Annotated in this window: 23 protein-coding genes; 9 read left to right on the forward strand and 14 right to left on the reverse strand. The window is 55.5% G+C overall.

Annotated elements, in window-relative coordinates; translation table 11 throughout:
* Nucleotides 1–35: 35 nt before the first annotated feature.
* Nucleotides 36–959 (reverse strand): D-alanyl-D-alanine endopeptidase, encoded by a 924-nt coding sequence (pbpG, locus tag L463_RS04205; protein ID WP_023304111.1) that lies wholly within the window; start codon nt 957–959, stop codon nt 36–38.
* A 167-nt stretch (nt 960–1,126) separates the two neighbouring features.
* Nucleotides 1,127–1,714 (reverse strand): Yip1 family protein, encoded by a 588-nt coding sequence (locus tag L463_RS04200; protein WP_003859296.1) that lies wholly within the window; start codon nt 1,712–1,714, stop codon nt 1,127–1,129.
* A 157-nt stretch (nt 1,715–1,871) separates the two neighbouring features.
* On the opposite strand from L463_RS04200, the gene L463_RS04195 reads away from it, so the two are divergent.
* A complete protein-coding gene (locus L463_RS04195) occupies nt 1,872–2,444 on the forward strand; it encodes a DedA family protein (protein WP_015572327.1) in 573 nt (190 codons plus the stop codon).
* A gap of 77 nt (nt 2,445–2,521) precedes the next feature.
* Here L463_RS04195 and L463_RS04190 read toward each other — a convergent pair whose 3' ends face one another.
* From L463_RS04190 to dusC, 3 genes are all read right to left on the reverse strand, one after another.
* Nucleotides 2,522–3,286, reverse strand: coding sequence for an SDR family oxidoreductase (locus tag L463_RS04190; RefSeq protein ID WP_023295053.1), 765 nt, complete (start codon nt 3,284–3,286; stop codon nt 2,522–2,524).
* 50 nt (nt 3,287–3,336) lie between these two features.
* A complete protein-coding gene (gene mdtQ / locus L463_RS04185) occupies nt 3,337–4,755 on the reverse strand; it encodes a multidrug resistance outer membrane protein MdtQ (protein WP_032103255.1) in 1,419 nt (472 codons plus the stop codon).
* 331 nt (nt 4,756–5,086) lie between these two features.
* Nucleotides 5,087–6,022 carry a tRNA dihydrouridine(16) synthase DusC gene (gene dusC, locus L463_RS04180; protein ID WP_015572323.1) on the reverse strand — a complete coding sequence of 312 codons (936 nt, stop codon included), beginning with the start codon at nt 6,020–6,022 and terminating at the stop codon, nt 5,087–5,089.
* Between the two features lie 168 nt (nt 6,023–6,190).
* Here dusC and L463_RS04175 point away from each other — a divergent pair, with 168 nt between their 5' ends.
* From L463_RS04175 to sanA, 4 genes are all read left to right on the forward strand, one after another.
* The gene (locus tag L463_RS04175; protein WP_003859308.1) at nt 6,191–6,586 is read left to right on the forward strand and encodes a CidA/LrgA family protein; all 396 of its coding nucleotides are present in this window, start codon (nt 6,191–6,193) and stop codon (nt 6,584–6,586) included.
* On the forward strand, nt 6,583–7,278 hold the full coding sequence (locus L463_RS04170) for a CidB/LrgB family autolysis modulator (RefSeq protein ID WP_015572322.1): 696 nt from the start codon (nt 6,583–6,585) through the stop codon (nt 7,276–7,278). The genes L463_RS04175 and L463_RS04170 overlap by 4 nt, the downstream gene beginning before the upstream one ends.
* A 128-nt stretch (nt 7,279–7,406) precedes the next feature.
* Nucleotides 7,407–8,291, forward strand: a complete 885-nt coding sequence (gene cdd, locus L463_RS04165) for a cytidine deaminase (protein ID WP_032103253.1) — start codon at nt 7,407–7,409, stop codon at nt 8,289–8,291.
* 127 nt (nt 8,292–8,418) lie between these two features.
* Nucleotides 8,419–9,129, forward strand: a complete 711-nt coding sequence (gene sanA / locus L463_RS04160) for an outer membrane permeability protein SanA (RefSeq protein ID WP_017383381.1) — start codon at nt 8,419–8,421, stop codon at nt 9,127–9,129.
* Nucleotides 9,130–9,255: 126 nt separating this feature from the next.
* On the opposite strand, the gene mglC is transcribed toward sanA, so the two are convergent.
* The 7 genes from mglC to L463_RS04125 all read right to left on the reverse strand — a co-directional run bounded on the left by mglC (nt 9,256) and on the right by L463_RS04125 (nt 17,449).
* Nucleotides 9,256–10,266: a galactose/methyl galactoside ABC transporter permease MglC gene (mglC, locus tag L463_RS04155; RefSeq protein WP_003859318.1), complete on the reverse strand. Its 1,011-nt coding sequence runs from the start codon at nt 10,264–10,266 to the stop codon at nt 9,256–9,258.
* 15 nt (nt 10,267–10,281) lie between these two features.
* Nucleotides 10,282–11,802 carry a galactose/methyl galactoside ABC transporter ATP-binding protein MglA gene (gene mglA / locus L463_RS04150; RefSeq protein WP_032103250.1) on the reverse strand — a complete coding sequence of 507 codons (1,521 nt, stop codon included), beginning with the start codon at nt 11,800–11,802 and terminating at the stop codon, nt 10,282–10,284.
* A gap of 79 nt (nt 11,803–11,881) precedes the next feature.
* Nucleotides 11,882–12,880, reverse strand: coding sequence for a galactose/glucose ABC transporter substrate-binding protein MglB (gene mglB, locus L463_RS04145; RefSeq protein ID WP_017383382.1), 999 nt, complete (start codon nt 12,878–12,880; stop codon nt 11,882–11,884).
* 295 nt (nt 12,881–13,175) lie between these two features.
* Nucleotides 13,176–14,198 carry an HTH-type transcriptional regulator GalS gene (gene galS / locus L463_RS04140; RefSeq protein WP_003859324.1) on the reverse strand — a complete coding sequence of 341 codons (1,023 nt, stop codon included), beginning with the start codon at nt 14,196–14,198 and terminating at the stop codon, nt 13,176–13,178.
* A gap of 155 nt (nt 14,199–14,353) precedes the next feature.
* On the reverse strand, nt 14,354–15,511 hold the full coding sequence (gene yeiB, locus L463_RS04135; RefSeq protein ID WP_015572318.1) for a DUF418 domain-containing protein YeiB: 1,158 nt from the start codon (nt 15,509–15,511) through the stop codon (nt 14,354–14,356).
* An 18-nt stretch (nt 15,512–15,529) separates the two neighbouring features.
* Nucleotides 15,530–16,198 carry a GTP cyclohydrolase I FolE gene (gene folE / locus L463_RS04130; protein ID WP_015572317.1) on the reverse strand — a complete coding sequence of 223 codons (669 nt, stop codon included), beginning with the start codon at nt 16,196–16,198 and terminating at the stop codon, nt 15,530–15,532.
* 102 nt (nt 16,199–16,300) lie between these two features.
* Complete coding sequence (locus L463_RS04125; RefSeq protein ID WP_017383385.1) at nt 16,301–17,449, reverse strand: YbfB/YjiJ family MFS transporter; 1,149 nt, start codon at nt 17,447–17,449, stop codon at nt 16,301–16,303.
* A gap of 137 nt (nt 17,450–17,586) precedes the next feature.
* Between L463_RS04125 and fghA the strand changes: the two genes are divergently transcribed.
* Both fghA and L463_RS04115 read left to right on the forward strand, forming a co-directional pair.
* Nucleotides 17,587–18,414 carry an S-formylglutathione hydrolase gene (fghA, locus tag L463_RS04120; protein ID WP_032103246.1) on the forward strand — a complete coding sequence of 276 codons (828 nt, stop codon included), beginning with the start codon at nt 17,587–17,589 and terminating at the stop codon, nt 18,412–18,414.
* Between the two features lie 267 nt (nt 18,415–18,681).
* Nucleotides 18,682–20,667 (forward strand): ligand-gated channel protein, encoded by a 1,986-nt coding sequence (locus L463_RS04115; RefSeq protein WP_032103245.1) that lies wholly within the window; start codon nt 18,682–18,684, stop codon nt 20,665–20,667.
* A gap of 54 nt (nt 20,668–20,721) precedes the next feature.
* Here L463_RS04115 and L463_RS04110 read toward each other — a convergent pair whose 3' ends face one another.
* Together L463_RS04110 and yieE are read right to left on the reverse strand one after the other, a co-directional pair.
* Nucleotides 20,722–22,191: an amino acid permease gene (locus L463_RS04110; protein WP_015572314.1), complete on the reverse strand. Its 1,470-nt coding sequence runs from the start codon at nt 22,189–22,191 to the stop codon at nt 20,722–20,724.
* 170 nt (nt 22,192–22,361) lie between these two features.
* Nucleotides 22,362–23,228 carry a DNA-binding transcriptional regulator YeiE gene (gene yieE / locus L463_RS04105; RefSeq protein WP_003859337.1) on the reverse strand — a complete coding sequence of 289 codons (867 nt, stop codon included), beginning with the start codon at nt 23,226–23,228 and terminating at the stop codon, nt 22,362–22,364.
* Nucleotides 23,229–23,325: 97 nt separating this feature from the next.
* On the opposite strand from yieE, the gene L463_RS04100 reads away from it, so the two are divergent.
* Both L463_RS04100 and nfo read left to right on the forward strand, forming a co-directional pair.
* The gene (locus tag L463_RS04100; RefSeq protein WP_032103242.1) at nt 23,326–24,372 is read left to right on the forward strand and encodes a YeiH family protein; all 1,047 of its coding nucleotides are present in this window, start codon (nt 23,326–23,328) and stop codon (nt 24,370–24,372) included.
* A 64-nt stretch (nt 24,373–24,436) separates the two neighbouring features.
* Complete coding sequence (gene nfo, locus L463_RS04095) at nt 24,437–25,294, forward strand: deoxyribonuclease IV (protein WP_017693043.1); 858 nt, start codon at nt 24,437–24,439, stop codon at nt 25,292–25,294.
* Nucleotides 25,295–25,313: the final 19 nt, after the last annotated feature.

Here is a 25,313-nt window from a genome sequence, read left to right on the forward strand (position 1 = left end):
TAAGGCGAAGCCGCCACCCGGCACAGACAGGCGGCTCAGTCGTTCTGCGCCGTCGCCATCTGTTCCGCTTTCTGCTTTTTATACGCCAGCGCTGAAGCCGGCACCGGCTGCACTTTCCCGGTTTCAATCCAGGTGCGCAGGCGGCTGGCGTCCGCAAAGTGGGTATATTTGCCGAAGGCATCCATCACCACCAGCGCCACTGGCTTACCGTTAAACACGGTGCGCATCACCAGGCAGTGCCCTGCCGCATTAGTGAATCCGGTCTTGGTTAACTGAATATTCCAGTTATCGCGATACACCAGATGGTTAGTGTTGCGGAACGGCAGCGTATACGCCGGGTTCGAGAATGTCGCCATCTCCTCACGCGTGGTACTGAGCTGACCGATCAGCGGGTATTGCTTACTGGCGATCAGCAGCTTGGTTAAATCACGCGCCGTCGAGACGTTATGAATCGACAGACCGGTTGGCTCTACGAAATGGGTATTTTTCATCCCCAGCGCTTTGGCTTTGGCGTTCATCGCGCGGATAAACGCGTCGTAACCACCAGGATAATGGTGGGCAAGGCTTGCCGCCGCGCGGTTCTCAGAGGACATCAGCGCCAGCAGCAGCATATTTTTACGGCTGATTTCACTGTTCAGACGCACGCGAGAGTAGATCCCTTTCATCTCTGGCGTGTGGCTGATATCCACCTTCAGCTTTTCGTCCAGCGGCAGTCGTGCATCAAGCACCACCATCGCGGTCATGACTTTGGTTATGGAAGCGATCGGGCGCACCAGATCCGGATGACTGGCGTAGATCACCTTGTTGGTATTCAGGTCAACGATCATCGCGCTGCCGGACGCAATCTGGGGTTGCGCAGCAGTGGTGGCGACTGCGGTCGTTTTGGCGATGGCTGGCGCGGTAGCGGAGACGCCCAGCAGCAGCGCAAGACTAAGGAGTGACACTCGAAATTTCAGCATGATGAGACTTCTGATAATGATTCACGCACGTTATGACGTACACCGCCTGTGTCAACGGATAAACACAGGCTGGCTTCGGCATCATAGCGGTCACCGTGCGTTGTCGCCAGCGGAGAATCATAACCAGATGCTGCATTGCTGGCATTTACGCCAGCAATGCAGGGAACTTAAAAGAGACGGTATCCATAACCCCAAAGAATAACTGTCAGGGCCAGTAGCGCCTCAAGGACCAGTACGCCGATGGCAAGCGTAGAGCTGGAGAAGCTCAGGCCCTCTTCTTTATTGATATTGAGGAAGGTTGGCACCCCTACATACAGCAGATAACCGGTGTAAAAGAGGGCAACCGTACCGATCAGCGCGCACAGCCAGACCAGTGGATAGAGCGCGACAATACCGCTTAAAAACAGCGGGGTCGCGACGTATCCGGCGAAGACCATACAGTGTGCCAGCGACGGGCGCTGCGGATAGTTGCGCGCCATCCAGTGGATGACCCGCCCCATCACCGCCACCCCGGCCAGCATCAGGCCATAAAACAGAATGGCCAGGTACAGTCCGGTAAACCAGGAAAGCTGAACCACGGTGCCGTCACCAAAGTTCCAGCCTATCTGCGTAGTACCAATAAACGCGCAGACCACCGGCACCGCTGCCATCAGCAGGACATGGTGGGTATAGTGATGCGCGACCGTTTCGTTCTCGTTACGGATCACCTGCATTTCACGATCGGGATGGGAGAAAAGTCCCCAGACATGGTTCATAACGCCCCCTTGTTGTCGGCCCGTCAGCGATAGCTTAAGTATAATGCAGGCTTTAGATTATTTTATGTACAGTGGGAAATTTCCGTTGATTGCCGCGCGGTTGATGGATGGGGTATATGATTAACGCAGGCACTGTAAGGGAGATGACGTTTACGTAATGGATATCAACGGTCTTATTGAACAATATGGATACGCCGCGCTGGTGATCGGCAGCGTCGCGGAAGGCGAAACCATCACGCTGCTGGGCGGGGTGGCCGCACATCAGGGATTGCTGAAATTCTCGCTGGTGGTCGCCGCCGTCGCGTTGGGCGGTATGATTGGCGATCAGCTGCTCTACTTTCTGGGGCTGCGCTTTGGCCCAACGCTTTTGCAACGTTTTGCTAAGCATCAAAAGAAAATTCGCCGTGCTCAGCGGCTTATCCAGCGACGTCCCTGGCTGTTTGTGATTGGTACCCGCTTTATGTACGGCTTTCGCATCATCGGGCCAATACTGATTGGCGCGAGCCGCTTACCGCCGAAAATCTTCCTGCCGCTGAACATTCTCGGGGCGATTGCCTGGGCGCTGATTTTCACCACGCTTGGCTACGTGGGTGGCGAAGTAATAGGTCCGTGGCTGCATAATCTCGATCAGCATCTTAAACACTGGGCCTGGTTGATCCTGGTTGTTGCAGTGGTGATTGTGGTACGGCTGTGGCTCAAGCATCGCGAAAAGCGGCGGGATGAAGAGTGAGTTCGGCCTGCTGCCCCTCACCCTCCCCCTCTCCCCAAACGCTATACACCCTCTCCCCTTGGGGGTGAGGGGAATGCTTATTCCGCAGGCTTAAACTGCGGATTCGCCAGCATAAAACCGCCGTCGACGATAAACGACTGCCCGGTGGTGTAGCTGGCGTCGCTGTCACACAGCCACGCCACCAGGCTGGCAATTTCTTTGGTATGCCCTGGCCGTGCCAGCGGGATTTCCGGCATTGCGCCTTCTTTCACTTCGCTGTCGTCCATATCATTCATCGGCGTGGCGATCGCTCCGGGCGCAACGGCGTTCACCAGAATCTTATGTTTAACCAGCTCCAGCGCCATCGACTTTGTTAACCCGCCCAGCGCATGTTTGGCCGCCGTATAGGCGCTGGCGTCCGGCAATGGCGTATGTTCATGCACCGAGGTGATATTCACGATCCGCCCCCCTTCCCCCTGCTTCACCATCTGACGCGCCGCGATTTGCGAGCAGAGAAACGCGCCGTCCACGTCAACGGTGAATATGTGCCGCCAGTCGTCAAACGACAGGTCCAGAAATGGCGCTTTATTCATCGCCCCGGCATTGTTAACCAGCACATCCAGCCGCCCGAAACGCGTAATCAGGGTTTCAATGGCCTTTGCGCCTTCCGGCAAATTGCTTAAGTCGAGATGAATGGCCTCGGCACGCTGCCCGCGCGCTTCAATTTCACGGCAGGTTGCCAGCGCCCCTTTCTCATCTGAATGCCAGGTTACTCCGACATCAAACCCGCGTTCGGCCAGCATCAGGGCCGTCGTTTTGCCAATTCCTGAATCCGATGCGGTAACAATTGCGACTCGCGTCATACTCACCTCCTGATAATCTGCAAAGAGGTAAGTATAGATAATGCGCAATGTTAGCCGTGATGATATCCGCCACCGAGCGCGGAGGTGAGCTGGAGCGTGGCATCCACGTACTGACCTTTCAGCATCAACCCGGTAATACGCTCTTTGAGCGACGGAATTTTTGCTTCACTCACCCGGGAGCCGGCAATGATCCCGGCGCTGAAACGCGCCTCTGCCAGCGCAACGACGCGCGCCGCATCTTTTTCGATCTGCTGCTGGTGCTGATTTTTGGCGGTCAGCGTTTCCACTTCGCTGGCCGTCCGGGCGACCTGGTTTACGGCATCCACCACGGCCTTGTTGTAGTTCGCCACGGAGAGGTTGTTTTGCGCCTGGGCGATATCCAGGTTCGCATTCAACCGACCGCTGTCAAAAATTGGCAGCGTCAGCCCGGCGGTTACGCCCATTTGCTGCGCAGATGAGCGGAACAGGTCGCTCAGGTGCAATGCATCCTGCTGCAAGAATGCCATCAAATTGATGTCAGGGTAGAACGCGGCTCTGGCGGCATCCACTTCGCTCATGGATGCTTCGATATACCAGTGCGCCTCCTGCAAATCCGGGCGCCGAGCCAGCAGTTCATAACCGAGCGTTGATGGCAACGACGCCTCTGCATCAGGTAAGGCATGCCGGGCGAGCGTGACTGAAGGGGTATGGGTCAACGCATTCAGACGCGCCTCAATGACCTTCATTTTGCCGTGCACGTCAGCGAGCTGTTCATCGGTTTTGCTGGCATTGATATCCGTTTCAACGCCTTCCACCGAGGAGGTAATGCCGTGCTGATAAAGCTCGCGATCGGCACCGATGATATTTTCCTGCTCCCGTTTGATTTGCGCGAGTACGTCACCCACCGCGGCCTCGGTCTGCCAGTCCCAGTACAGCCGCGCGACGCTGCTGGCGAGCAGCTGGCGGGTCTGCTCCAGCTCCGCTTTTTGCGCATTCACCTGACCGATGCGGGCCTCAATTTGGGCGCGGTTTTTACCCCATAAATCCAAATCCCAACCCGCCGTCAGACCAAAGGTGCCGTTGGTGTACCAGGGGCCGGTTGTCCCCGCCGCCGGATCGGTCAGCGCAAATGGACCCATCAGCCCCTCTGCCGACATTTTTTGCCGTTCAACATCTGCGGAAAAATCCAGCTGTGGACCCTCAGCAGCGACAGCGGCTTTCGCCTGTGCTTCCGCCAGGGTAATACGCTGACGGGCAATTTGCATATCCGGCGCATCCGCCAGCGCTTTGTCGATCAGCGCGTTGAGCTGGGGGTCGTTAAAGTCTTTCCACCATTCGCTTTTTGGCCAGTCGGCATGACGCAGTTGGGTATTTACAGCTGCGGCGGCGGCTTGCGTTTTTACTGGAGACACCGTGGCATGTTCCGGCGCGCAGGCGGCCAGCATAAAAACAAGAGGAGCACTCAGAGATAAAGTAAGAGAACGTTTCATTACGCCATGAACTCAAAAAAATAAAGGCGCAACTTACGCTTACTAACGTTCCGTTTTTTAGTAACGCGTGGCAATCCGCATATTGTTATACATTTTCATATCCGGAAATTTATTCCCCAAGACAATGATTTAATTTCATGTATTCATGCTAATTATGAATTGACTGCTACACTTACTTCGACAGACATACGCAGGAGAGGCGAATGAAAATATTATTGTGGGTTATTTTGATTATATTTCTGATAGGGCTGCTGGTGGTAACCGGCGTATTCAAGATGATTTTCTGATTCTGTTGCCCGGCTCCACGCCGGGCAAACACTTCACACTTCGCTCAGGATTTTGACTGGATCACCCGGGCAATATCCGCAGACGTCTGTAGCGTACGGATCTCCTGAAATAATCCCAGCGCGTCGTCGTACTCTTTACGCAAATAACTCAGCCACTGCTTAATGCGCGCGACGTGATACAAGCCGGTATCGCCCTGCTTTTCCAGCCGCGTGTATTTTTGCAGTAGTTTCACCACATCCGCCCACGGCATCCGCGGCTCATTATATTTCACCACCCGGCTGAGGTTCGGCACGTTCAGCGCACCGCGGCCAATCATCACGGCATTACAGCCGGTCTCTTTGAGGCAGGCCTGCGCGCTCTCGTAATCCCAGATTTCGCCGTTGGCAATCACCGGGATCGTAAGCCGTTTGCGGATCTCGCCAATCGCCTGCCAGTTAATGCGCTCGGCTTTATAACCATCCTCTTTGGTTCGCCCGTGCACCACCAGCTCGGTGGCGCCCGCCTGCTGCACCGCGTCAGCAATTTCAAACTGCTTGTCGTCGCTGTCCCATCCCAGACGCACTTTGACCGTCACCGGCAGATGCGATGGAACCGCCTCACGCATGGCCTTTGCGCCGCGATAAATCAGCTCCGGATCTTTAAGTAGCGTCGCCCCCCCGCCGCTGCCGTTGACCAGCTTTGACGGACAGCCGCAGTTAAGATCGACGCCGTACGAACCAAGCGCTACCGCGCGGGCGGCGTTTTCAGCCAGCCACTCAGGATACTGGCCGAGCAGCTGGACGCGCACCAGCGTACCGGACGGAGTGCGGCTCTGACGATGCAGTTCCGGGCAGAGACGATAAAATGATTTTTCTGGCAGCAACATATCGACCACGCGCAGAAACTCCGTCACGCAGAGATCGTAATCGTTCACCTCGGTAAGCAGCTCGCGCACGAGAGAGTCGAGCACACCTTCCATCGGGGCCAGTAAAACACGCATTCTGAGTACCTGTGAAAAAAGACGCGCTATAGTAGCTGCTCTCTATGTATGTTGAAAGCCCGGCGTTCCATTGCGGAATGTCTGGTATGCCCAAAATTCATGATGTGATCCGTGGCACATTTTCAGGTTTAATTGTATGATGAATACGTCTCAGCAAGGACTTTGACCATGAGCAAATCACTGAATACTATCTGGCAATACCTTCGCGCCTTCGTCCTCATTTATGCCTGCCTGTACGCCGGCATTTTTATCGCTTCGCTGCTGCCGATTACGATACCCGGCAGCATTATCGGCATGCTGATCCTGTTTGTGCTACTGGCATTACAGGTGCTGCCCGCGAAATGGGTTAATCCGGGGTGCTTCGTTCTCATTCGCTATATGGCCCTGCTTTTTGTGCCTATCGGCGTTGGGGTGATGCAGTATTACGATGTGCTTAAAGCGCAGTTCGGCCCGATTGTGGTCTCCTGCGCCATCAGTACGCTGGTGGTATTCCTGGTCGTCAGCTGGAGTTCACACATTGTGCATGGCGAACGCAAGGTCGTCGGGGAGAAAACAAAAAAATGATGGCGAATATCTGGTGGTCCCTGCCGTTAACCCTGGTGGTGTTCTTTGCTGCGCGTAAGCTTGCGGTGCGTTTCAAAATGCCGTTGCTCAATCCGCTGCTGGTCGCCATGGTGGTGATTATTCCTTTTCTGCTGCTCACCGGCATTCCTTATGAGCGTTACTTCGCCGGGAGCAAGATCCTCAACGATTTGTTGCAGCCTGCCGTGGTGGCGCTGGCGTTTCCTTTATATGAGCAACTGCATCAGATCCGCGCGCGCTGGAAATCCATCATTACCATCTGCTTTGTGGGTAGCCTTGTTGCGATGATCACCGGTACCTCGGTGGCCTTATTGATGGGCGCGTCGCCGCAGATCGCCGCCTCTATCCTGCCTAAATCCGTCACCACGCCGATTGCCATGGCCGTGGGCGGCAGCATCGGGGGCATTCCGGCCATCAGCGCCGTGTGCGTGATTTTCGTCGGTATCCTGGGCGCGGTGTTTGGTCATACGCTGCTGAATATCATGAAAATTCGGACCAAAGCGGCACGCGGTCTGGCGATGGGTACCGCCTCGCACGCGCTGGGCACCGCACGCTGCGCGGAACTGGATTATCAGGAAGGGGCATTCAGCTCGCTGGCGCTGGTGATCTGCGGGATTATCACTTCCCTGGTCGCGCCGTTTATCTTCCCGATTATTCTGGCAGTCATGGGCTAAAATTTGCGATGCGTCGCGCAAATTTCATTTTCATTTCATAAGTTGCACACATAATGAGATTTGGATCACATATAAAGGCCGTACGGCTCCGTACACTACCGATCCATTAACCTTGATGAGGCAACGTCATGCATCCACGTTTTCAAGCTGCTTTCTCTCAGCTTGCAGAGAATTTGCAATCAGCCCTGGCTCCGGTTCTGGCGGATGCGCATTTCCCCGCCCTGCTGACGGCAGATCAGGTCACGACCCTTAAACAGGCAACGGGGCTGGACGAAGACGCGCTGGCTTTCGCCCTGCTGCCCCTGGCGGCTGCCTGCGCCCGCGCTGACCTTTCCCATTTCAACGTAGGCGCAATTGCGCGCGGCGTGAGCGGAACCTGGTACTTCGGCGGAAACATGGAGTTTCTTGGTGCGACCATGCAGCAAACCGTCCACGCGGAGCAGAGCGCCATCAGTCACGCCTGGCTGCGCGGCGAAAAAGCCCTGCGCGCCATCACCGTCAACTATACCCCTTGCGGCCACTGCCGCCAGTTTATGAATGAGCTGAACAGCGGTCTTGAACTGCGTATCAACCTGCCGGGACGCGCACCGCATACGCTGGGTGATTACCTGCCGGATGCTTTCGGCCCGAAAGATCTTGAGATCAAAACCCTGCTGATGGACGAGCAGGACCACGGTTATGCGCTCTCGGGAGATGAGCTGAGCGAAGCGGCCATTGCCGCCGCCAATAAAAGCCACACGCCCTACAGCAAATCTCCAAGCGGCGTCGCCCTTCAGTGCCGCGACGGCCGCATCTTCACCGGCAGCTATGCAGAGAACGCCGCATTTAACCCGACGCTGCCTCCGCTCCAGGGTGCCCTGAACCTGCTTAGCCTGAACGGGTATGACTACCCGGATATTCAGCGCGCAATCCTGGCTGAAAAGGCCGATGCGCCGCTGATCCAGTGGGACGCGACCGCAGCCACGCTGAAAGCGCTGGGCTGTTCAACCATAGACCGCGTGCTGCTGGCATAATCTGTTCGGCGGGCAGAGTTGCCCGCCAGTCTGACGAAAAACCCCTCAGTTGAATCGCTGTTTCTTGCGCTAACCAGGCGGGTACAGTAGCCTGAGGGAAATTTCATCATCGGTAAGAGCCATCTGCATGTTAAAGCGCGTGTTTTACAGCCTGTCTGTCCTGGTCGGCATACTGCTGTTGATCGTGCTGGGCCTCGACCGCTGGATGAGCTGGAAAACAGCCCCCTACATTTTTGATGACCTACAGGATCTCCCCTACCGTCAGGTTGGTGTGGTGCTTGGCACCGCCAAGTATTACCGCACTGGCGTCATAAATCAGTATTACCGGTATCGTATTCAGGGCGCGCTGAACGCCTATAACAGCGGCAAGGTGAACTATCTGCTGCTGAGCGGCGATAACGCGCTGCAAAGCTATAACGAGCCGGTGACGATGCGCAAAGATCTGATTGCCGCAGGCGTCGACCCGGCCGATATCGTGCTCGACTACGCCGGATTCCGCACGCTTGATTCCATCGTGCGTACCCGCAAGGTGTTCGACACCAATGATTTCATCATCATTACCCAGCGTTTCCACTGCGAGCGGGCGCTGTTTATCGCCCTGCATATGGGCATTCAGGCGCAGTGTTATGCGGTGCCATCGCCAAAGGATATGCTGAGCGTGCGCGTACGTGAGTTTGGCGCCCGTTTTGGTGCGCTGGCTGACCTGTACCTGTTCAAACGTGAACCGCGCTTTTTAGGCCCGCTGGTGCCGATCCCAACGATGCACGAAGTGCCGGAGAATGCACAGGGTTACCCGGCGGTAACGCCAGAGCAGTTGCTGGAAATTCAGAAGAAGTAATAACTTTGTCGGGTGGCGGCTTCGCCTTAGCCGACCTACGATCGCGATTTTGTAGGCCCGGTACGCGTCGCGCCATCGGGCAAAAAAAGGCCCGCTACGTGAGCGGGCCTTTTCATTCTGAAGATCTTACTTCTTACGCGCGTACTTCAGTGAATCCAGCGCAACCGCGAAGATGATGATGGCGCCCTTGATGATGTACTGCCAGTAGGGGTTCACGCCGATGTAGGTCAGGCCGTAGTTGATAACGGTGAAGATGATCACACCGGTCACCACGCCCAGCACGGTCCCCACGCCGCCGCTGAAGGAGACGCCGCCAACCACGCAGGCTGCAATCGCATCCAGTTCGTACATAAAGCCGAGGTTGTTGGTTGCAGAGCCGATACGGCCCGCTTCCAGCATCCCGCCGAAGGCGTAGAAGACCCCGGACAGGGCGTAAATCATCAGCAGGTTCAGAGCCACGTTGACCCCGGACACTTTCGCCGCTTCAGGGTTACCGCCGATAGCAAAGATGTTTTTACCGAAGCGGGTTTTGTTCCACAGGATCCAGACGAACGCCACCGCAATCAGCGCATAGAAGGTGATGTAGGAGAGACGGAAGCTGCCCAGCGCAACAAACCCCTGCGTGAAGGTCGAGAAGCCGCTGTCGAAGCCAGAGATTGGAGACGCGCCGACGAAATCGTAGTACAGGGAGTTGATACCATAAACGATGATCATCGTGCCAAGCGTGGTGATGAATGGCGTCACGTTCAGGTAAGCAATGATGATGCCGTTAATCAGGCCAATTACCGCGCCGATGGCGCACACGATCAGGATCACCACGAAAATCGGCATGGTCGCCATCTCCGGGAACACCTTGTTGGCGTTTTCCATCGACTGCAACAGGGTTGCCGCAATGACCGCCGCCAGACCCACCTGGCGCCCTGCCGAAAGGTCAGTCCCCTGGGTAACGATAAGTCCCGCCACGCCAAGCGCGATAATAATACGTACGGAAGACTGGGTCAGAATGTTACTCAAGTTCAGCAGACTTAAGAACGTAGGGTCCTGGAAAATAATAATCGCCAGCAAGACTAAAAGAACAACGTAAATACCGCCTTCTTTCAGATAAGTGAGAAAACTTTTTTTATTTAACGCACTCATGAGGAGCCCCTGATCTTAAAGGTGCAAAGACGCAAGACGCAAAATTTCGTTTTGCGTTGTCGTTTTGGTTTCAACAATACCGGCAACGAGACCATTGCTCATAACCAGAATACGGTCTGTGATCCCTAACAATTCCGGCATTTCGGAAGAAATAATAATGATCCCTTTATCTTTTTTCGCCAGCTCGGCGATCAGCTGGTAAATCTCAAATTTTGCACCCACGTCGATACCACGCGTAGGTTCATCCAGCATCAGAATTTCAGGCTGGGTTAATAGCCAGCGACCAATAATGACTTTCTGCTGGTTCCCTCCCGAGAGTGAGCCAATTTGCGTGCGGTGGCCCGGCGTTTTCACGCGCATGGAGTCAATCACCCACTGGGTATCGCTCTTCATGCGGGAATTATCCAGCAGCCCGACTTTATTTTTATAATTGCGAATATTAGAAATTAACGAGTTAAAGTTAATATCCAGATAAGCGTAAATACCGGTGGAACGACGCTCTTCCGTCACCAGCGCAAAGCCATTATTAATGGCTTCGTTGGCGTTGTGGTTGTTGATCTTCTTACCGTGCAGCGTAATGGTGCCTTCGGCTTTCTCACGGATACCAAACAGGGTTTCCACGATATCGGTGCGCTTAGCGCCCACCAGCCCTGCGATGCCAAGGATCTCCCCCTTGTGCAGATCGAAAGAGACATCGCGGATAGACGGCTGACGCAGCGAGGTCAGGTTACGCACCTCCAGAATCACTTCGCCTGGCTTGTTTTCTTTATCCGGGAAACGCTGGTTCAGAGAACGGCCAACCATCATGGCGATGATCTTGTCCATATCCAGCCCTTCCAGCGGCTGGGTGGCGATCCACTGGCCGTCGCGCAGGATGGTGATTTCATCGCACAGCTGGAAGATCTCTTCCATTTTATGTGAGATATAGACAATGCCGCAGCCGCGATCTTTCAGCTTACGAATAATGGTAAAAAGGTGGTTAACCTCTTTTTCCGTTAATGACGATGTCGGTTCATCCATGATCACGATTTTCGCATCATAGGAGAACGCTTTGGCAATTTCGATCATCTGCATCTGGGAAACGGATAATGTCCCGACGCGTGCGCACGGGTCGATATCAATATCCAGCTCATCAAAAATGGCTTTGGTGTCGCGATACATTTTATCCTGATCGACAAAGACACCTTTGGTTGGATAACGACCCAACCACATATTATCCATAACTGAACGTTGCAGAACCAGGTTTAATTCCTGGTGTACCATCGAGATACCGTTCTCCAGCGCTTCTTTCGCTGAATGGAAGTCGATCTCTTTTCCCTGAAAAAGAATGCTGCCAGAATCTTTTTGATAGATCCCAAAGAGGCATTTTAATAATGTTGATTTACCCGCACCGTTTTCACCCATTAACGCATGAATAGAGTGTGGACGAACTTTTAAATTAACATTATCGAGCGCCTTAACACCGGGGAATGACTTGTTGACACCGGTCATTTCCAACAAGTATTCACCGGACGACTGAGTAGTTGTGCTGACCATAATTATACCTTGTTGGCCTCGCATATCGCGTTATAAAAGGGCGCAACGAATTGCGCCCAGTGAAGACAATGCAGATAACTTATTTACCGATAAACTCAGCCAGGTTGGACTGGTCTACGCCCACGTAAGGAACGCGAACGATTTTGTTGTCAATTTTCCAGTTAGTCCCGTCAGCGGCGCCTTTACCGTCGGCCAGGTTTTTCGCCAGATCGAAGGTGGCTTTCGCCTGGTTGTTGGCATCGTTCAGCACGGTACCGGCCATAGCGCCAGATTTCACCAGCGCCAGCGCTTCTGGCAGGGCATCCACACCGAACACAGGAATGGCGGACTTGTTGTGGGCTTTCAGGGCTTCAACGGCACCCATTGCCATCGCATCGTTGTTGGCGATGACCACTTCAATTTTGTTGGCGTTCGGACCAGAGAGCCACGCGTCCATCTTATCTTTCGCCTGAGCGGTGTCCCACATTGCGGTGTCTAACGCCAGCTGCTGGGTTTTCAGGCCCTTGTCGTTCAGCTCTTTAATAACGTAGGTGGTACGTGCTTCAGCATCCGGATGGCCCGGTTCACCTTTCAGCAGAACGAACTGAATCTGACCATCTTTGTTCAGATCCCAGTTCGGGTTCGCCGCCCAGTGTTTCGCAATCAGATCGCCCTGGATAATCCCGGACTCTTTGGAGTCGGTACCCACGTAATACGCTTTGTCGTAGCTGTCCAGCGCCTTACGGGAAGGTTCTTTGTTGAAGAAGACAATTGGCACGTTCTGGCCGCGCGCTTTCTCGATCACCGTGCCTGCCGCCGCCGGGTCAACCAGGTTAATAGCCAGCGCTTTCACGCCTTTTGCCAGAAGAACGTCAATCTGATCGTTCTGTTTGGACTGGTCATTCTGGGAGTCATTCATCAGCAGCTGCACGTCTGGCGCTGATTTAGCATCTTTTTCAATTGCTTTACGCACAACGGACATGAAGTTGTCGTCGTATTTATAGATAGTCACGCCAATACGGGTATCCGCTGCGTGTGCTGCTGCGCCAAAAAGCATGCTTGCCATGACAGCAGACAGAGTCAACACCTTCTTATTCATGGTATCTCCGGTTTTTTTTATGCAGGGTAGTTCTTGTGAAAAACGGTCGGCGGGCAGAAGTTAATAAAACGTTACTGATCGCCGAAGTTCACTTATAAAATGTCCAGCTTCCGTGTTCGGTAACGCTCCAGAAATGCGTTTTATTCGTTGTTTGAGGCATGCTGGTAACGGTAAAAGTGAATAATCACCGTTACATTGTGTTTCAGCCCCTAAAACGCTGACATCATAGACAGCGGCTTGTTAAGATACTGTGAATTTACTCACAGATTGAAAACGGTTACATCACGTGATGTTATCAGTTAGTGATCGGAGCCACAGTTTGTCGGATAGCGACCGAATGGCGGCGTACTAAAGTCGGCATAAAACAATGCGTTGCGTCAGGATCTAACAGCCCTGCCGCCCCCTGTAACGCCAGCTCTGTCGCCAGTTTCGCCATCGACGCAATGGGGTAACGCACCGTTGTCAGCTGCGGATCGGTGTAACGGGCAATCGGGATATCGTCAAAGCCGATCAGCGATAAATGCTGTGGCACCGCAATGCCGTTGTCTTTCAGCGCGGTAAGCGCACCTGCCGCCATGCTGTCGTTATAGGCAAACACGGCCGTCAGCTGAAGATTACGCCCCAGCAGTTCCACCATTGCCGCTTCACCGCCCTGCATGTCCGGCGAACCGGTACCTACCCAGCTTTCCAGCGGCGCAATGCCCTGCTCTTTCAGGGCGTTTTGCCAGCCCTCGCGGCGCATCATGTCGTCTTCAATACCGTGGCTGGAGGCCAGATAACCAATGCGCTGATGGCCGTTGCTGATGAGCATCCGCGTCGCCATCATCGCGCCGCTGATGTTATCCAGACCGACGCAGCGGTGCGCGTAGCCGGGGACGATACGGTTGATCAGCACCATGCCGGGGATCTGCTCCATAAACCCGGCCAGCTCTTCATCGCTCAGGGCTTTAGAGTGCACAATCAGGGCGTTACAGCGCTGGCGGATCAGTACCTCAATGGCATAACGCTCTTTTTCAGCCTCGTGATAGCTGTTGCCAATCAGCACATATTTCTGGTGCTGCTGGGCAACGACGTCCACCGCTTTGACCAGCGCGCCGAAGAAGGCGTCCGACACGTCCATCACCACTACGCCAATGGTATCGCTGACCTGCGTCGCCAGCGCCTGGGCATTAGCGTTTGGCCGGTACCCCAGCTGGGTCACGGCTTTCATTACGGTTTCACGCGTTTCAGGGCTGACCAGCGCACTGTTGTTCAGCACGCGGGAGACAGTAGCAACAGAAACACCCGCCTGGCGGGCGACGTCACGAATGGTGATCATATTCACCACCCTTTAAAGGATTGCAGCAACTCACAGACACCCCCTGTGTTTAGCAAGGTGGCTATTCTGGCAGCGAGAGAGAGGAGACTACGTGAAGAAGCTCACACAGATGAAAACGCTTACATCCGTTTTGTTAATGATTGTGATCCAGATCGTTATCTGGATGTATTACGCAATGACACGCCCGAAGCACGGGCGGTTAACCGTCGCCATGCCCATTCCAGCGGGCCCTGGCGGAAAAAACGCAGCCAGACAACCGAAAACACCACGTTAACAATCCAGACCGGAATAACAAACGCCAGCAGCGTCAGGCGGTCGAATTTCATAAACAGGCCGAATCGGTAGAAAAGCGTGGTGCATATCAGCGTTTGCAGGATGTAATTGCTTAACGCCATCCGTCCAACACAGGCCACCGCACTGACGATCCACAGGCGGGAAAGCTGGGGCCAGAAGCCGTAGATCAGCGCCGCATAGCCAATAGTCTGGAACGGCGCGCTCAGTTCGCGCGGCACCTGCAACAGGAACGCACACCAGCGGTAATCCCACTGAAGATGCCACTGCATCATCACCGCCGGGAGGTTGATGATCACGCCGAGCAGCACCAGCCCTGCTCCCGTACGACGATAGTGTCGCAGGCTAAATTCCCCTTTCAGCCAGCCGGTGCGCATCAGGGCTGCGCCCATCAGCATCATCCCCGCCAGCTGCCAGCCGTATTGCGCGCCCAGCGCCAGCAGATTATCGCCGAGCATATCGGCCCGGTTGCCTATCGCTTCCATGCCGCCTTTCAGCTTCCAGAACTGCTCATATTGCAGGTTGGCCGCATCCGGGATCCATGAACGACTGGTGGAAGCATCGGCAATCATGCCAAGCAGCAATAACACGGCCAGTCCCATGACATAGAGCATCACGCCGGTATTAAACAGGCTTTTCACACCGGGCGCGTCGCGGATCAGCCGCCAGCAAATCAGCCCCACCAGACCATACGCGAGCAGAATATCGCCGTCCCAGAACAGCAGCCCGTGAATAAAACCGAGGATAACCAGCAGCGTTAAACGCGACTGGATCCAGCGCGTACCGCGTTTGAGGAGAAGCTGAAGTCCCGCGCCAAACAGAAGCGCAAAGAGGGTCAGGAATTTAACCTGTGCAAAGAGATCGAGGATTGCCCACGTCCAGGCGTCGCTGCGCGTGATGTCGCCATACCACGCAGGATTCAGATAAGCGGCCTTCGGCAGACCGAAGGCGCTGATATTCAGCAGCAGGATACCGAGAATGGCGACGCCGCGAACAAAATCGAGCGTGACGTTTCGCTCCATGGTCCCTGCCCTGTCTGATTAGTTGTGGTGACGCACGGCGCGCAGGAACTCCTGGCGGGTGTTCTGGCTCGATTTGAACAGGCCACCCAGCGAAGTGGTGGTGGTTGCGCTGGTTGCATCACGCACGCCGCGCGCTTTCACGCAGTAGTGCACCGCGTCGATAGACACTGCCACGTTGTTAGTACCCAACAGAGTTTGCAGTGCGGTCAGGATCTGCTGCGTCAGACGCTCCTGCACCTGCGGACGCTGGGCAAAGAACTGCACGATGCGGTTGATCTTGGACAGGCCAATGACCGTATCTTTTGGAATATAGGCCACCGTCGCTTTACCATCGATGGTCACAAAGTGATGCTCGCAGGTGCTGGTCAGCGTGATATCGCGTACCGTCACCATCTCATCGACCTTCATCTTATTTTCAATGACGGTGATTTTCGGGAAGTTCGCGTAATCCAGGCCGGAGAAAATTTCGTCGACGTACATCTTCGCGATGCGGTGCGGCGTCTCCATCAGGCTGTCGTCGCTCAGATCGAGATTCAGCAGTTGCATGATCTCCGTCATATGGCCGGCGATCAGACTCTTGCGGGTATCATTGTCCAGCTCCTGCACGGGCGGGCGCAGTGGCGTTTCAAGACCGCGCGCAACCAGCGCTTCATGGACAAGGGCTGCTTCTTTACTGAGTGATGACATTCTTTTCTCCTGCAGGTGTGGCGTCTTTTGCCCTCGTTGTGGCAAAAGTGTGCGCTCATTGTGCGTGAGGCGACGCACATAATCCAGTATTCACGACGATAATTATTGCAATTGCTGTTGCCTTTCAGCCTGACGGTTCCAGACTAACGCTCCGCCAACGAACAGCGCGATCCCCGCCAGCCCCAGCGCAGGTTCCAGCCGATGCGTGAGCCAGGTCGACAGTGCCGACGTGACCGGACCCACCAGCTGACCAATGGCATACCCGGTGGTGAGCAGTCCCGCCATATAACGCGTGTGGTCTGGCGCCAGCTCGCGACCGTACAAAAGAGAGAGCTGCACGGCGCAGAGGAACCCGCCGCCCACCAGCAGCCCACCCGTCAGCAAGCCGCCTATGCCCGGCAGCAGCCAGGCCGCCAGCACGCCAATCCCCTGTAACCACAGAACAATCGCCAGCCTGCGGTTAGCGCTTGATGTATGCCGCAGGGCAATGCTGAGCGCAATTCCCACCACCGAGGCGGCGCCAAATATCGGCCAGACAAACTGGGCAAACAGGCTGCCGGGAAAACGCACCGCCGCCATTTGCGATAAAAAGGTCGCCGGGAGGATATAGCCGAACCCTGCCAGGCTGTAGCTCCAGACCAGACGCTTGAGATCTGCGGTCAGCAGCAGCGGTTCAGGCGCGGTACCGGGCCGATGGAGCTGCCCGGACCGCGGCAGGTAGCGCGCCACCAGCACAATCAGCACCAGCGCCAGTACGCCGTAGATTTGCCATGCCGCCCCGGCGGACAAGGATTTCGCCTGAATATAGACCGCCAGCAGGCCGCTCAGGGCGATGCCGGCCCCGGGTCCGGCAAAGACGGCCGCACTGAGTCCCGGTTTGCCCAGCTGCCCCAGCCGCTCGTTGGTCCAGGCGGCAATCAGCACCATCGACCAGCCGCTCATGCAGCCGATCACAAAGCGCAGCAGACCGTGAACAACGGCATTATCTGCCGCCGCGGAGAGCAGCGTTAGCGCCACCGCACCGGTGATGCCAAGCCAGAGACGCGTTTCAACGAAGCGATGGGCGCGCATGGCATCCCATGCCCCCACCAGATAGCCCAGATAGTTCATTGCCGCCACCAGCCCCGCGCTGGTAAGCGTGAGTTGCCCGGCGGCTATCATCAGCGGCACCTGAGGCGTGAAGGCGAAGCGCCCTATCCCCATCGCCACGACCAGAACCACAAATCCGCTGAGCGCGATACGCAGCGCCATGATCGCTCCAATTGTTAAAGAAAAGTAAATTTATGATGCAACATCTCGCCGTCCTGCGAAAGTGAAAGTTGCTCACAGGTCAATGAAAACTCTGTATTATGCGTTTTATGAATCGTCTTACCTTTAAGGAGCCCTGCATGGAACTGCTCGAAGAGCATCGTTGTTTTGAAGGTCGACAGCAGCGCTGGCGGCACGACTCCACCACGCTGAATTGTGCTATGACGTTCAGCATTTTCCTGCCCCCTGCGGACAATCCACCGGTGCTGTACTGGCTTTCAGGCCTGACCTGCAACGACGAAAACTTCACCACCAAAGCGGGTGCCCAGCGTATTGCCGCCGAACTGGGCATTGCGCTGGTGATGCCAGATACCAGCCCGCGTGGCGATGACGTGGCCGACGATGCCGGATACGATTTGGGTAAAGGCGCCGGGTTCTATCTCAACGCCACGGAACAACCGTGGGCGAGCCATTACCGCATGTATGACTACATTCGCGATGAACTGCCTGCCCTGGTGCACTCTCAGTTCGCGGTCAGCGAGCGCTGCGCGATAAGCGGACATTCGATGGGGGGCCACGGGGCGCTGATAATAGCGCTGAAAAATCCGGGGAAATACACCAGCGTGTCCGCATTTGCGCCGATTGTGAACCCAACGCAGGTGCCGTGGGGGCAAAAAGCCTTTACGCACTATCTGGGTGAAGAAGCAGAAAAATGGCAGGAATGGGACAGCTGCGCGCTGATGCTGGCGAGCCAGCCAGAAGACGCTATCCCGATGCTGGTGGATCAGGGTGATGCCGATCAGTTCCTCGCCGGGCAGTTACAGCCTGCGTTGCTGGCGGAAGCCGCGCGCCAGAAGGACTGGCCGCTGACGCTACGCATACAGCCGGGATACGATCACAGCTATTACTTTATGGCGTCCTTTATTGAGGATCATCTCCGCTTCCATGCGGAGCATCTGTTCAGGTAAGTTCCGCCTTTTGCCCGGTAGCGCCTCCTGCCTACCGGGTCTTCCCCTCCCCCTCTTTACATACTTCTATCCGCTTGAATCCAGCCTGATTTCTGTCGCCGACACCCAAACACAAATGATTTCAATTATCATTTGTGTTTACAATTCTACATTCTTTTGTACAATTCCAGGCTCTTCTCCATCTCAAAGAGTTCTTACAAGACAAAAACATACAGTTCTCAGGGTTATCCCGATGGAGTTTTATTCATTTTTATACGGAATGTACAAATGACAATACCGCGCATTAAGCTCCTGGCCGTCGCCATTGGCGCTGCCACATGTTCCCCCTTCGTTCACGCAGCCGATCAGGACACCGTTGTCGTCACCGCGACGGGTTTTGAACAAAAAATCCAGAATGCCCCCGCCTCCATCTCTGTGATTTCAAAACAGCAGATTGAAGATAAAGCCTACCGTGATGTTACCGATGCCCTGAGAGACGTCCCGGGCGTTGTCGTCACTGGCGGCGGGAGCAGCAGTGATATCAGTATTCGCGGCATGGCCTCTCAGTACACCCTGTTCTTGGTGAACGGCAAACGCGTCAGTACGCGAAGCACCCGCCCCAACAGCGACAACTCGGGTATTGAACAAGGCTGGCTGCCGCCGCTGGAGTCCATTGAGCGCATCGAGGTTATCCGCGGCCCAATGTCCTCGCTTTACGGCTCCGATGCGATGGGTGGCGTCATCAACGTCATTACCAAAAAAGTCTCGAACACCAAAGCCTGGACCGGTTCGTTGCACGGCGATGCAACCTTCCAGGAAAACCATGATTCCGGCGATATCTTCCAGACCAACGCCTACGCCTCTGGTCCCCTGATCGACGGACTGCTGGGCGCAAAAGTGACGGGGCTGTTGTCACGCCGCGCAGAAGATAAAATCGTGAACGGCTATAACGAGCAGAAAATGCGTAACGGTGGCATTACGCTGAACTTCACGCCGGACGAGAAGAACGATTTCGACCTCGACTTTGCTCGCGAGCTTCAGGACAGAAACAGCACCCCGGGGATGTCGAAAGCGGCTGAAACCTGCCGGGGAACAAGCTGTACGCCAAATACCAAAAGCGACTCGCGCTATGAGCACACGACCTACTCCTTAACGCACAGCGGGTATTACGACGACTTTAATACTACCAGCTATATCCAGCAGGAAGAGACCAATAATCCAGGTCGCGAAATGCGCTCGTATAACACCACCTTCAACAACCAGAACCAGATTTTCCTCGGCGATCATACGTTGACCCTCGGCGGGCAGTATCGCTATGAGAAACTTCGCGACAACGGAAATCAGCTGGAAGCAGCTGACGGCCTGAACAAACTGACGCGCTGGAGCTGGGCCCTGTTTGCCGAAGATGAATGGGCAATGACGGAAAGCTTTACGTTGACCGGCGGCCTGCGTATGGACAAAGACCAAAACTACGGGACGAACTGGACGCCGCGCGGTTACGGCGTATGGCACCTGGCCGATCAGTGGACGTTAAAAGGCGGGGTTTCGGCTGGCTATCGTGCGCCGGATCTGCGTCAGTCGTCTGCCAGCTGGGGCCAGGTAACGGGTGGCGGCCGTCTTGACGGTATCATCGTCGGCAACCCGGATCTGAAACCAGAGAAGAGCCTGAGCGAAGAGCTCGCCCTGCTCTGGGATAACAACGATAACCTGAATGCCGGGGTGACGCTGTTTAATACCGACTTCAAGGACAAAATTACGGAAGTTCGCCGCTGTAACAGCAGCGCCGATCCAGCCTGTACGATTGGCGGTCACAGCTATGATTTCGTCAGCGATCGCGTCAACGTGGACAAAGCCAACATGCGCGGTGTGGAGTCCTCCTTCGGGTGGAAGATCACGCGCGATGTGAACTGGACTGCTAACTACACCTATACGGAGTCCGAGCAGAAGAGCGGCCAGTTCTCCGGCAAGCCACTGAACAAAATGCCGAAACACATGTTTAACACCACCCTGGACTGGCAGGCGACGCCCGACGTCGGCTTCTGGAGCCGTCTGAACCTGCGCGGTAAAACGTCTGAGTACCTGAGCCGCACGTCAATGTCCCAGGGTACGCCGTCCTACACTCAGGTTGATGTCGGTATGCGCTACAACGCCAACAAAAACCTGCTGGTTACTGCCGGTGTGTATAACGTGCTTGATAAGCAGATTGACTACGATACGTATGACACCGTGCTGGATGGCCGTCGCTATACCGTCGGCATGACCTACAGCTTCTGATCTGCCCATAAAAAAGCCCGCTCAACTGAGCGGGCTAAAAGAGAGGAAGTGCGGTTATTGTTTAAATCGTTCCGGGAAATCCATTTCACTGTAGCGAACGAAGCGTGTTCCTTTCGTCAGTTTGTAGCCAAACCAGATGATCAGGAACAGCGGAATGCCAATATAGGTGGCCGTGACGGCGCCCCAGTCAATGGTGTCCGCAAGGAAGGCCTCATAGTTCTGACCCAGGGTAATGATCAGGCACAGAACGAAGGCGAAGATCGGCCCCAGCGGGAAGAACCCTGACCGGTACGGCAGATTATTCAGATCATGACCCTGCTTGACGTACCCGCGACGGAAACGGTAGTGGCTGATGGCAATGCCCAGCCAGGCAATGAAGCCCGTCATCCCGGAGGTGTTAAGCAGCCACAGGTAGACCGTCTGGTTGCCGAACATGGAGGTCAGGAAACAGAGACCCGCAATCACCGTGGTCGCATACAGCGCGTTGCGTGGCACGCCACCGCGAGACAGTTTCGAGAAAATACGCGGCGCTTTACCATCGCAGGCCAGGGTGTAGAGCATACGAGTTGAGGCGTACATCCCGGAGTTACCCGCAGACAGTACCGCCGTCAGGATCACCGCGTTCATCACCGCCGCCGCAGAGAGCAGACCCGCGTGCTGGAAGACCAGCGTGAACGGGCTGACGCTGATGTCTTTTACGTCGTTACGCAGCAGGCTTGGGTCGGTATACGGAATGATCAGGCTGATAATCAGGATCGCGAACACATAGAACAGCAGGATACGCCAGAACACCTGACGCACCGCGCGCGGAATGTTCTTCTCCGGGTTTTCGGATTCACCGGCCGCAATACCAATCAGCTCCGTGCCCTGGAAGGAGAAGCCGACAATCATCGCCACGCCAATCATCGCGGAGAAGCCCCCGGCAAACGGCGCATCGCCTATAGTCCAGTTACTCCAGCCCGCCGGTTCAGCCCCTTTGAAAATACCAACGATCATCGCCACACCGACGACGATAAAGATGATGACGGTTGCCACTTTAATCAAAGAGAACCAGTATTCCGCTTCGCCGAAACCGCGCACGGAAATGTAGTTCAGCAGGAAGATGACCGCCAGGAACAGGGCGCTCCAGATCCAGCCCGGCGTGTCCGGGAACCACCAGGTCATCACCAGCTGTGCCGCGACGAGGTCAACGGCGATGGTCACCGCCCAGTTATACCAGTAGTTCCAGCCCAGCGCGAAGCCAAAGCCTTCCTCAACGTACTTTTGTCCGTAGGTCGAAAACGAACCAGACACCGGCATGTATGCCGCCAGTTCGCCCAGGCTGGTCATCAGGAAGTAGACCATCAGGCCAATCAGGATATAAGAGAATAATGCCCCACCCGGGCCGGCTGCCGAAATCGTTGCGCCAGAGGCAACAAAAAGTCCCGTACCGATGGAGCCGCCAATGGCGATCATCGTCAGGTGACGCGCCTTAAGTGCGCGACGTAGCGCGGGCGCTTGTGTGGTTTTAGTTTCTGAAACCATGTGAAAATGCTGTCCATTCAATAAATGAGGCGCGATTGTAGCAGACGATCTGCGTTGCTTCCGGCAGAAATGCTCAGTTATAAGAGAGCTTCATGACTCGGCCAGGATTATAAGTAAAGCATAATTTTTCCCTCTCCCCTTTGGGGAGAGGGCCAGGGTGAGGGGAGCTTTTACATCTCGCAGTAACGCAGAAAACGCTGGAGCGAGCTGGAAAGGTGTTTCTGACGATGATGGATGCACCACAGCGTGCGCACCAGCTTCGGCAGCGGAACGGGGATCTCAACCAGTGAGCCGGTTTCCAGCTGTTCGGCGATCACCCGTCGGGAAAGACAGCTAATGCCCAGGCCATGACGCACCGCATGCTTAATCGCCTCGGAGTTACCTAACTCCATCCCTAACTGGAACTGCGGCAGATGGGACAGCAGCAGATAATCGACAATCTCACGCGTGCCGGAGCCCTGCTCTCGCAGGATCCACTGCGCCTGCGCCAGACGCTCCAGCGTCACCTCGCCCTGGAGTAAAGAAGAGGCCGGGGAGGCAAACACCACCAGCTCATCCTCCAGCCAGGGTTCCGCAATGATATCGACGTTGTGGCACGGCCCTTCGATAAGCCCGATGTCCACGCGGAAATCGATCACCGCGTTGATCACGTCCTGGCTGTTGCCGACGCTCATTTCCAGCGGCAGGGTCGGAAAATCCCGGCGGTAGCGGGCAATCACTTCCGGCAGGATGTAGTTACCGATCGTGCTGCTGGCGTAGACGCGAATAGCGCCGTTGTCCTCGCGGAACAGCTGTTCGATCTCCGTCGCCTGCTCCAGCAAGGCCAGGGCACGCGGGTACAGCAGGCGGCCATGTTCGTTCACCACCAGCCGCTTCCCTACCCTGTCGAAAAGCTGGACGCCCAGTTGCCCTTCAAGATCGGTCAAGGCCGCGCTAACGGCGGACTGCGAGAGCGCCAGCATTTGTGACGCCTGGGTTGTCGAGCCGCTTTTCAGCACCTCGGCAAAAACTTCCAGCTGACGCAATGTAATGTGCATGGTTGCTTACCACTTATAAAGATTGATTATAAATATATAATCAATTTTATTTTTAAGCCAGAGCGCCGTAACCTTTAGCCAGACAAAGGAGAAGGTTATGTCAGAAATCACCTTACAACATCATCGTACAGTGTGGCACTTCGTGCCGGGTCTCGCGCTCAGCGCCGTGGTGACCGGCGTGGCTTTATGGGGCGGGAGTATACCGGCGGTTGCCGGTGCAGGGTTCAGCGCCCTGACGCTGGCCATTCTGATCGGCATGGTGGTCGGGAACACCGTTTATCCACACATCTGGAAATCCTGCGACGGCGGGATAATCTTTGCTAAACAGCACTTGCTGCGCCTCGGGATTATTCTTTACGGTTTCCGCCTCACCTTTTCGCAGATTGCGGATGTGGGCGTCAGCGGGATCGCCATCGACGTCCTGACCCTTTCGAGCACCTTTTTACTGGCGTGCTTCATCGGTCAGAAAATCTTTGGCCTGGATAAGCAAACCAGCTGGTTAATCGGCGCAGGCAGCAGCATCTGCGGCGCGGCGGCGGTACTGGCAACAGAACCCGTCGTTAAAGCTGAAGCCAGTAAAGTGACGGTAGCGGTCGCGACGGTAGTTATCTTCGGTACGCTGGCGATCTTCCTGTATCCGGCCATGTATCCGCTGGTGGCGCACTGGTTTAGCCCGGAAACCTACGGCATTTATATCGGCTCAACCATGCACGAAGTGGCGCAGGTGGTGGCGGCTGGTCACGCCATTAATCCAGAAGCAGAAAACGCGGCGGTCATAGCCAAAATGCTGCGCGTGATGATGCTGGCCCCGTTCCTGATTTTCCTCGCGGCGCGGGTTAAACAGCTGGCTCCGGCAGGCGGCAGCGAGAAAAGCAAAATCACCATTCCGTGGTTTGCGATCCTGTTCATCGTGGTCGCTGTCTTCAACTCTTTCCACCTGCTGCCAAAAGCGATGGTGGATATGCTGGTCACGCTGGATACGGTCCTGCTGGCAATGGCAATGGCGGCGCTGGGCGTCACCACGCACGTCAGCGCGCTGAAAAAAGCCGGGGCGAAACCGCTGCTGATGGCGCTGGTGCTGTTCATCTGGCTGATCGTTGGCGGCGGTGCGATTAACCTTGCGGTACACAGCCTGTTGGCATAAACCATCTCGTCCTTCTCCTGTTAACCCGCTATCATAGGCATTTCGGGTTAACAGGAGTCTTTTTATGAAATATGTTGGAGCGCACGTCAGCGCTGCCGGTGGCCTTGCGAATGCCGCCATTCGCGCCGCCGAAATCGAGGCGACCGCTTTCGCCCTGTTCACCAAAAACCAGCGCCAGTGGCGCGCCGCAGCGCTCACCGCTGAAGTGATTGATGATTTCAAAGCCGCCTGTGAGAAATACCACTATGGGCCTGGCCAAATCCTTCCCCACGACAGCTACCTCATTAACCTCGGTCACCCGGTTGCCGAGGCGCTGGAAAAATCCCGCGAAGCGTTCCTGGATGAGGTTCAGCGCTGTGAACAGCTGGGGCTGACGCTGCTGAACTTCCATCCCGGCAGCCATCTGATGCAGATTGACGAAGACGCCTGTCTGGCGCGCATCGCCGAGTCCATCAACATGACGCTGGATAAAACCCAGGGCGTGACGGCGGTGATTGAGAATACCGCCGGTCAGGGCAGCAACCTCGGCTTTAAGTTTGAGCATCTGGCGGCGATCATCGACGGCGTGGAAGATAAATCCCGCGTGGGGGTGTGCATCGATACCTGTCACGCCTTTGCCGCCGGCTATGACCTGCGCACAACCGAGGCCACGAAAAATACCTTCGAGGAGTTCGAGCGTATTGTCGGTTTTAAATACCTTCGCGGTATGCACTTAAACGATGCGAAAAGCGCGTTCGGCAGCCGCGTTGACCGCCACCACAGCCTGGGCGAAGGCAACATCGGCCATGATGCGTTCCGCTTTATCATGCAGGACGCCCGCTTCGACGGTATTCCGATGGTGCTCGAAACCATTAACCCGGATATCTGGGCGGAAGAGATTGCCTGGCTGAAGGCGCAGCAAACCGCTGAACAGGCGGCATAAAAAAAGCCGGGCTGCTTAC

The sequence above is a fragment of the Enterobacter sp. BIDMC 27 genome (genome assembly GCF_000534415.1).
GTDB classification, from domain to species: domain Bacteria; phylum Pseudomonadota; class Gammaproteobacteria; order Enterobacterales; family Enterobacteriaceae; genus Enterobacter; species Enterobacter hormaechei_C.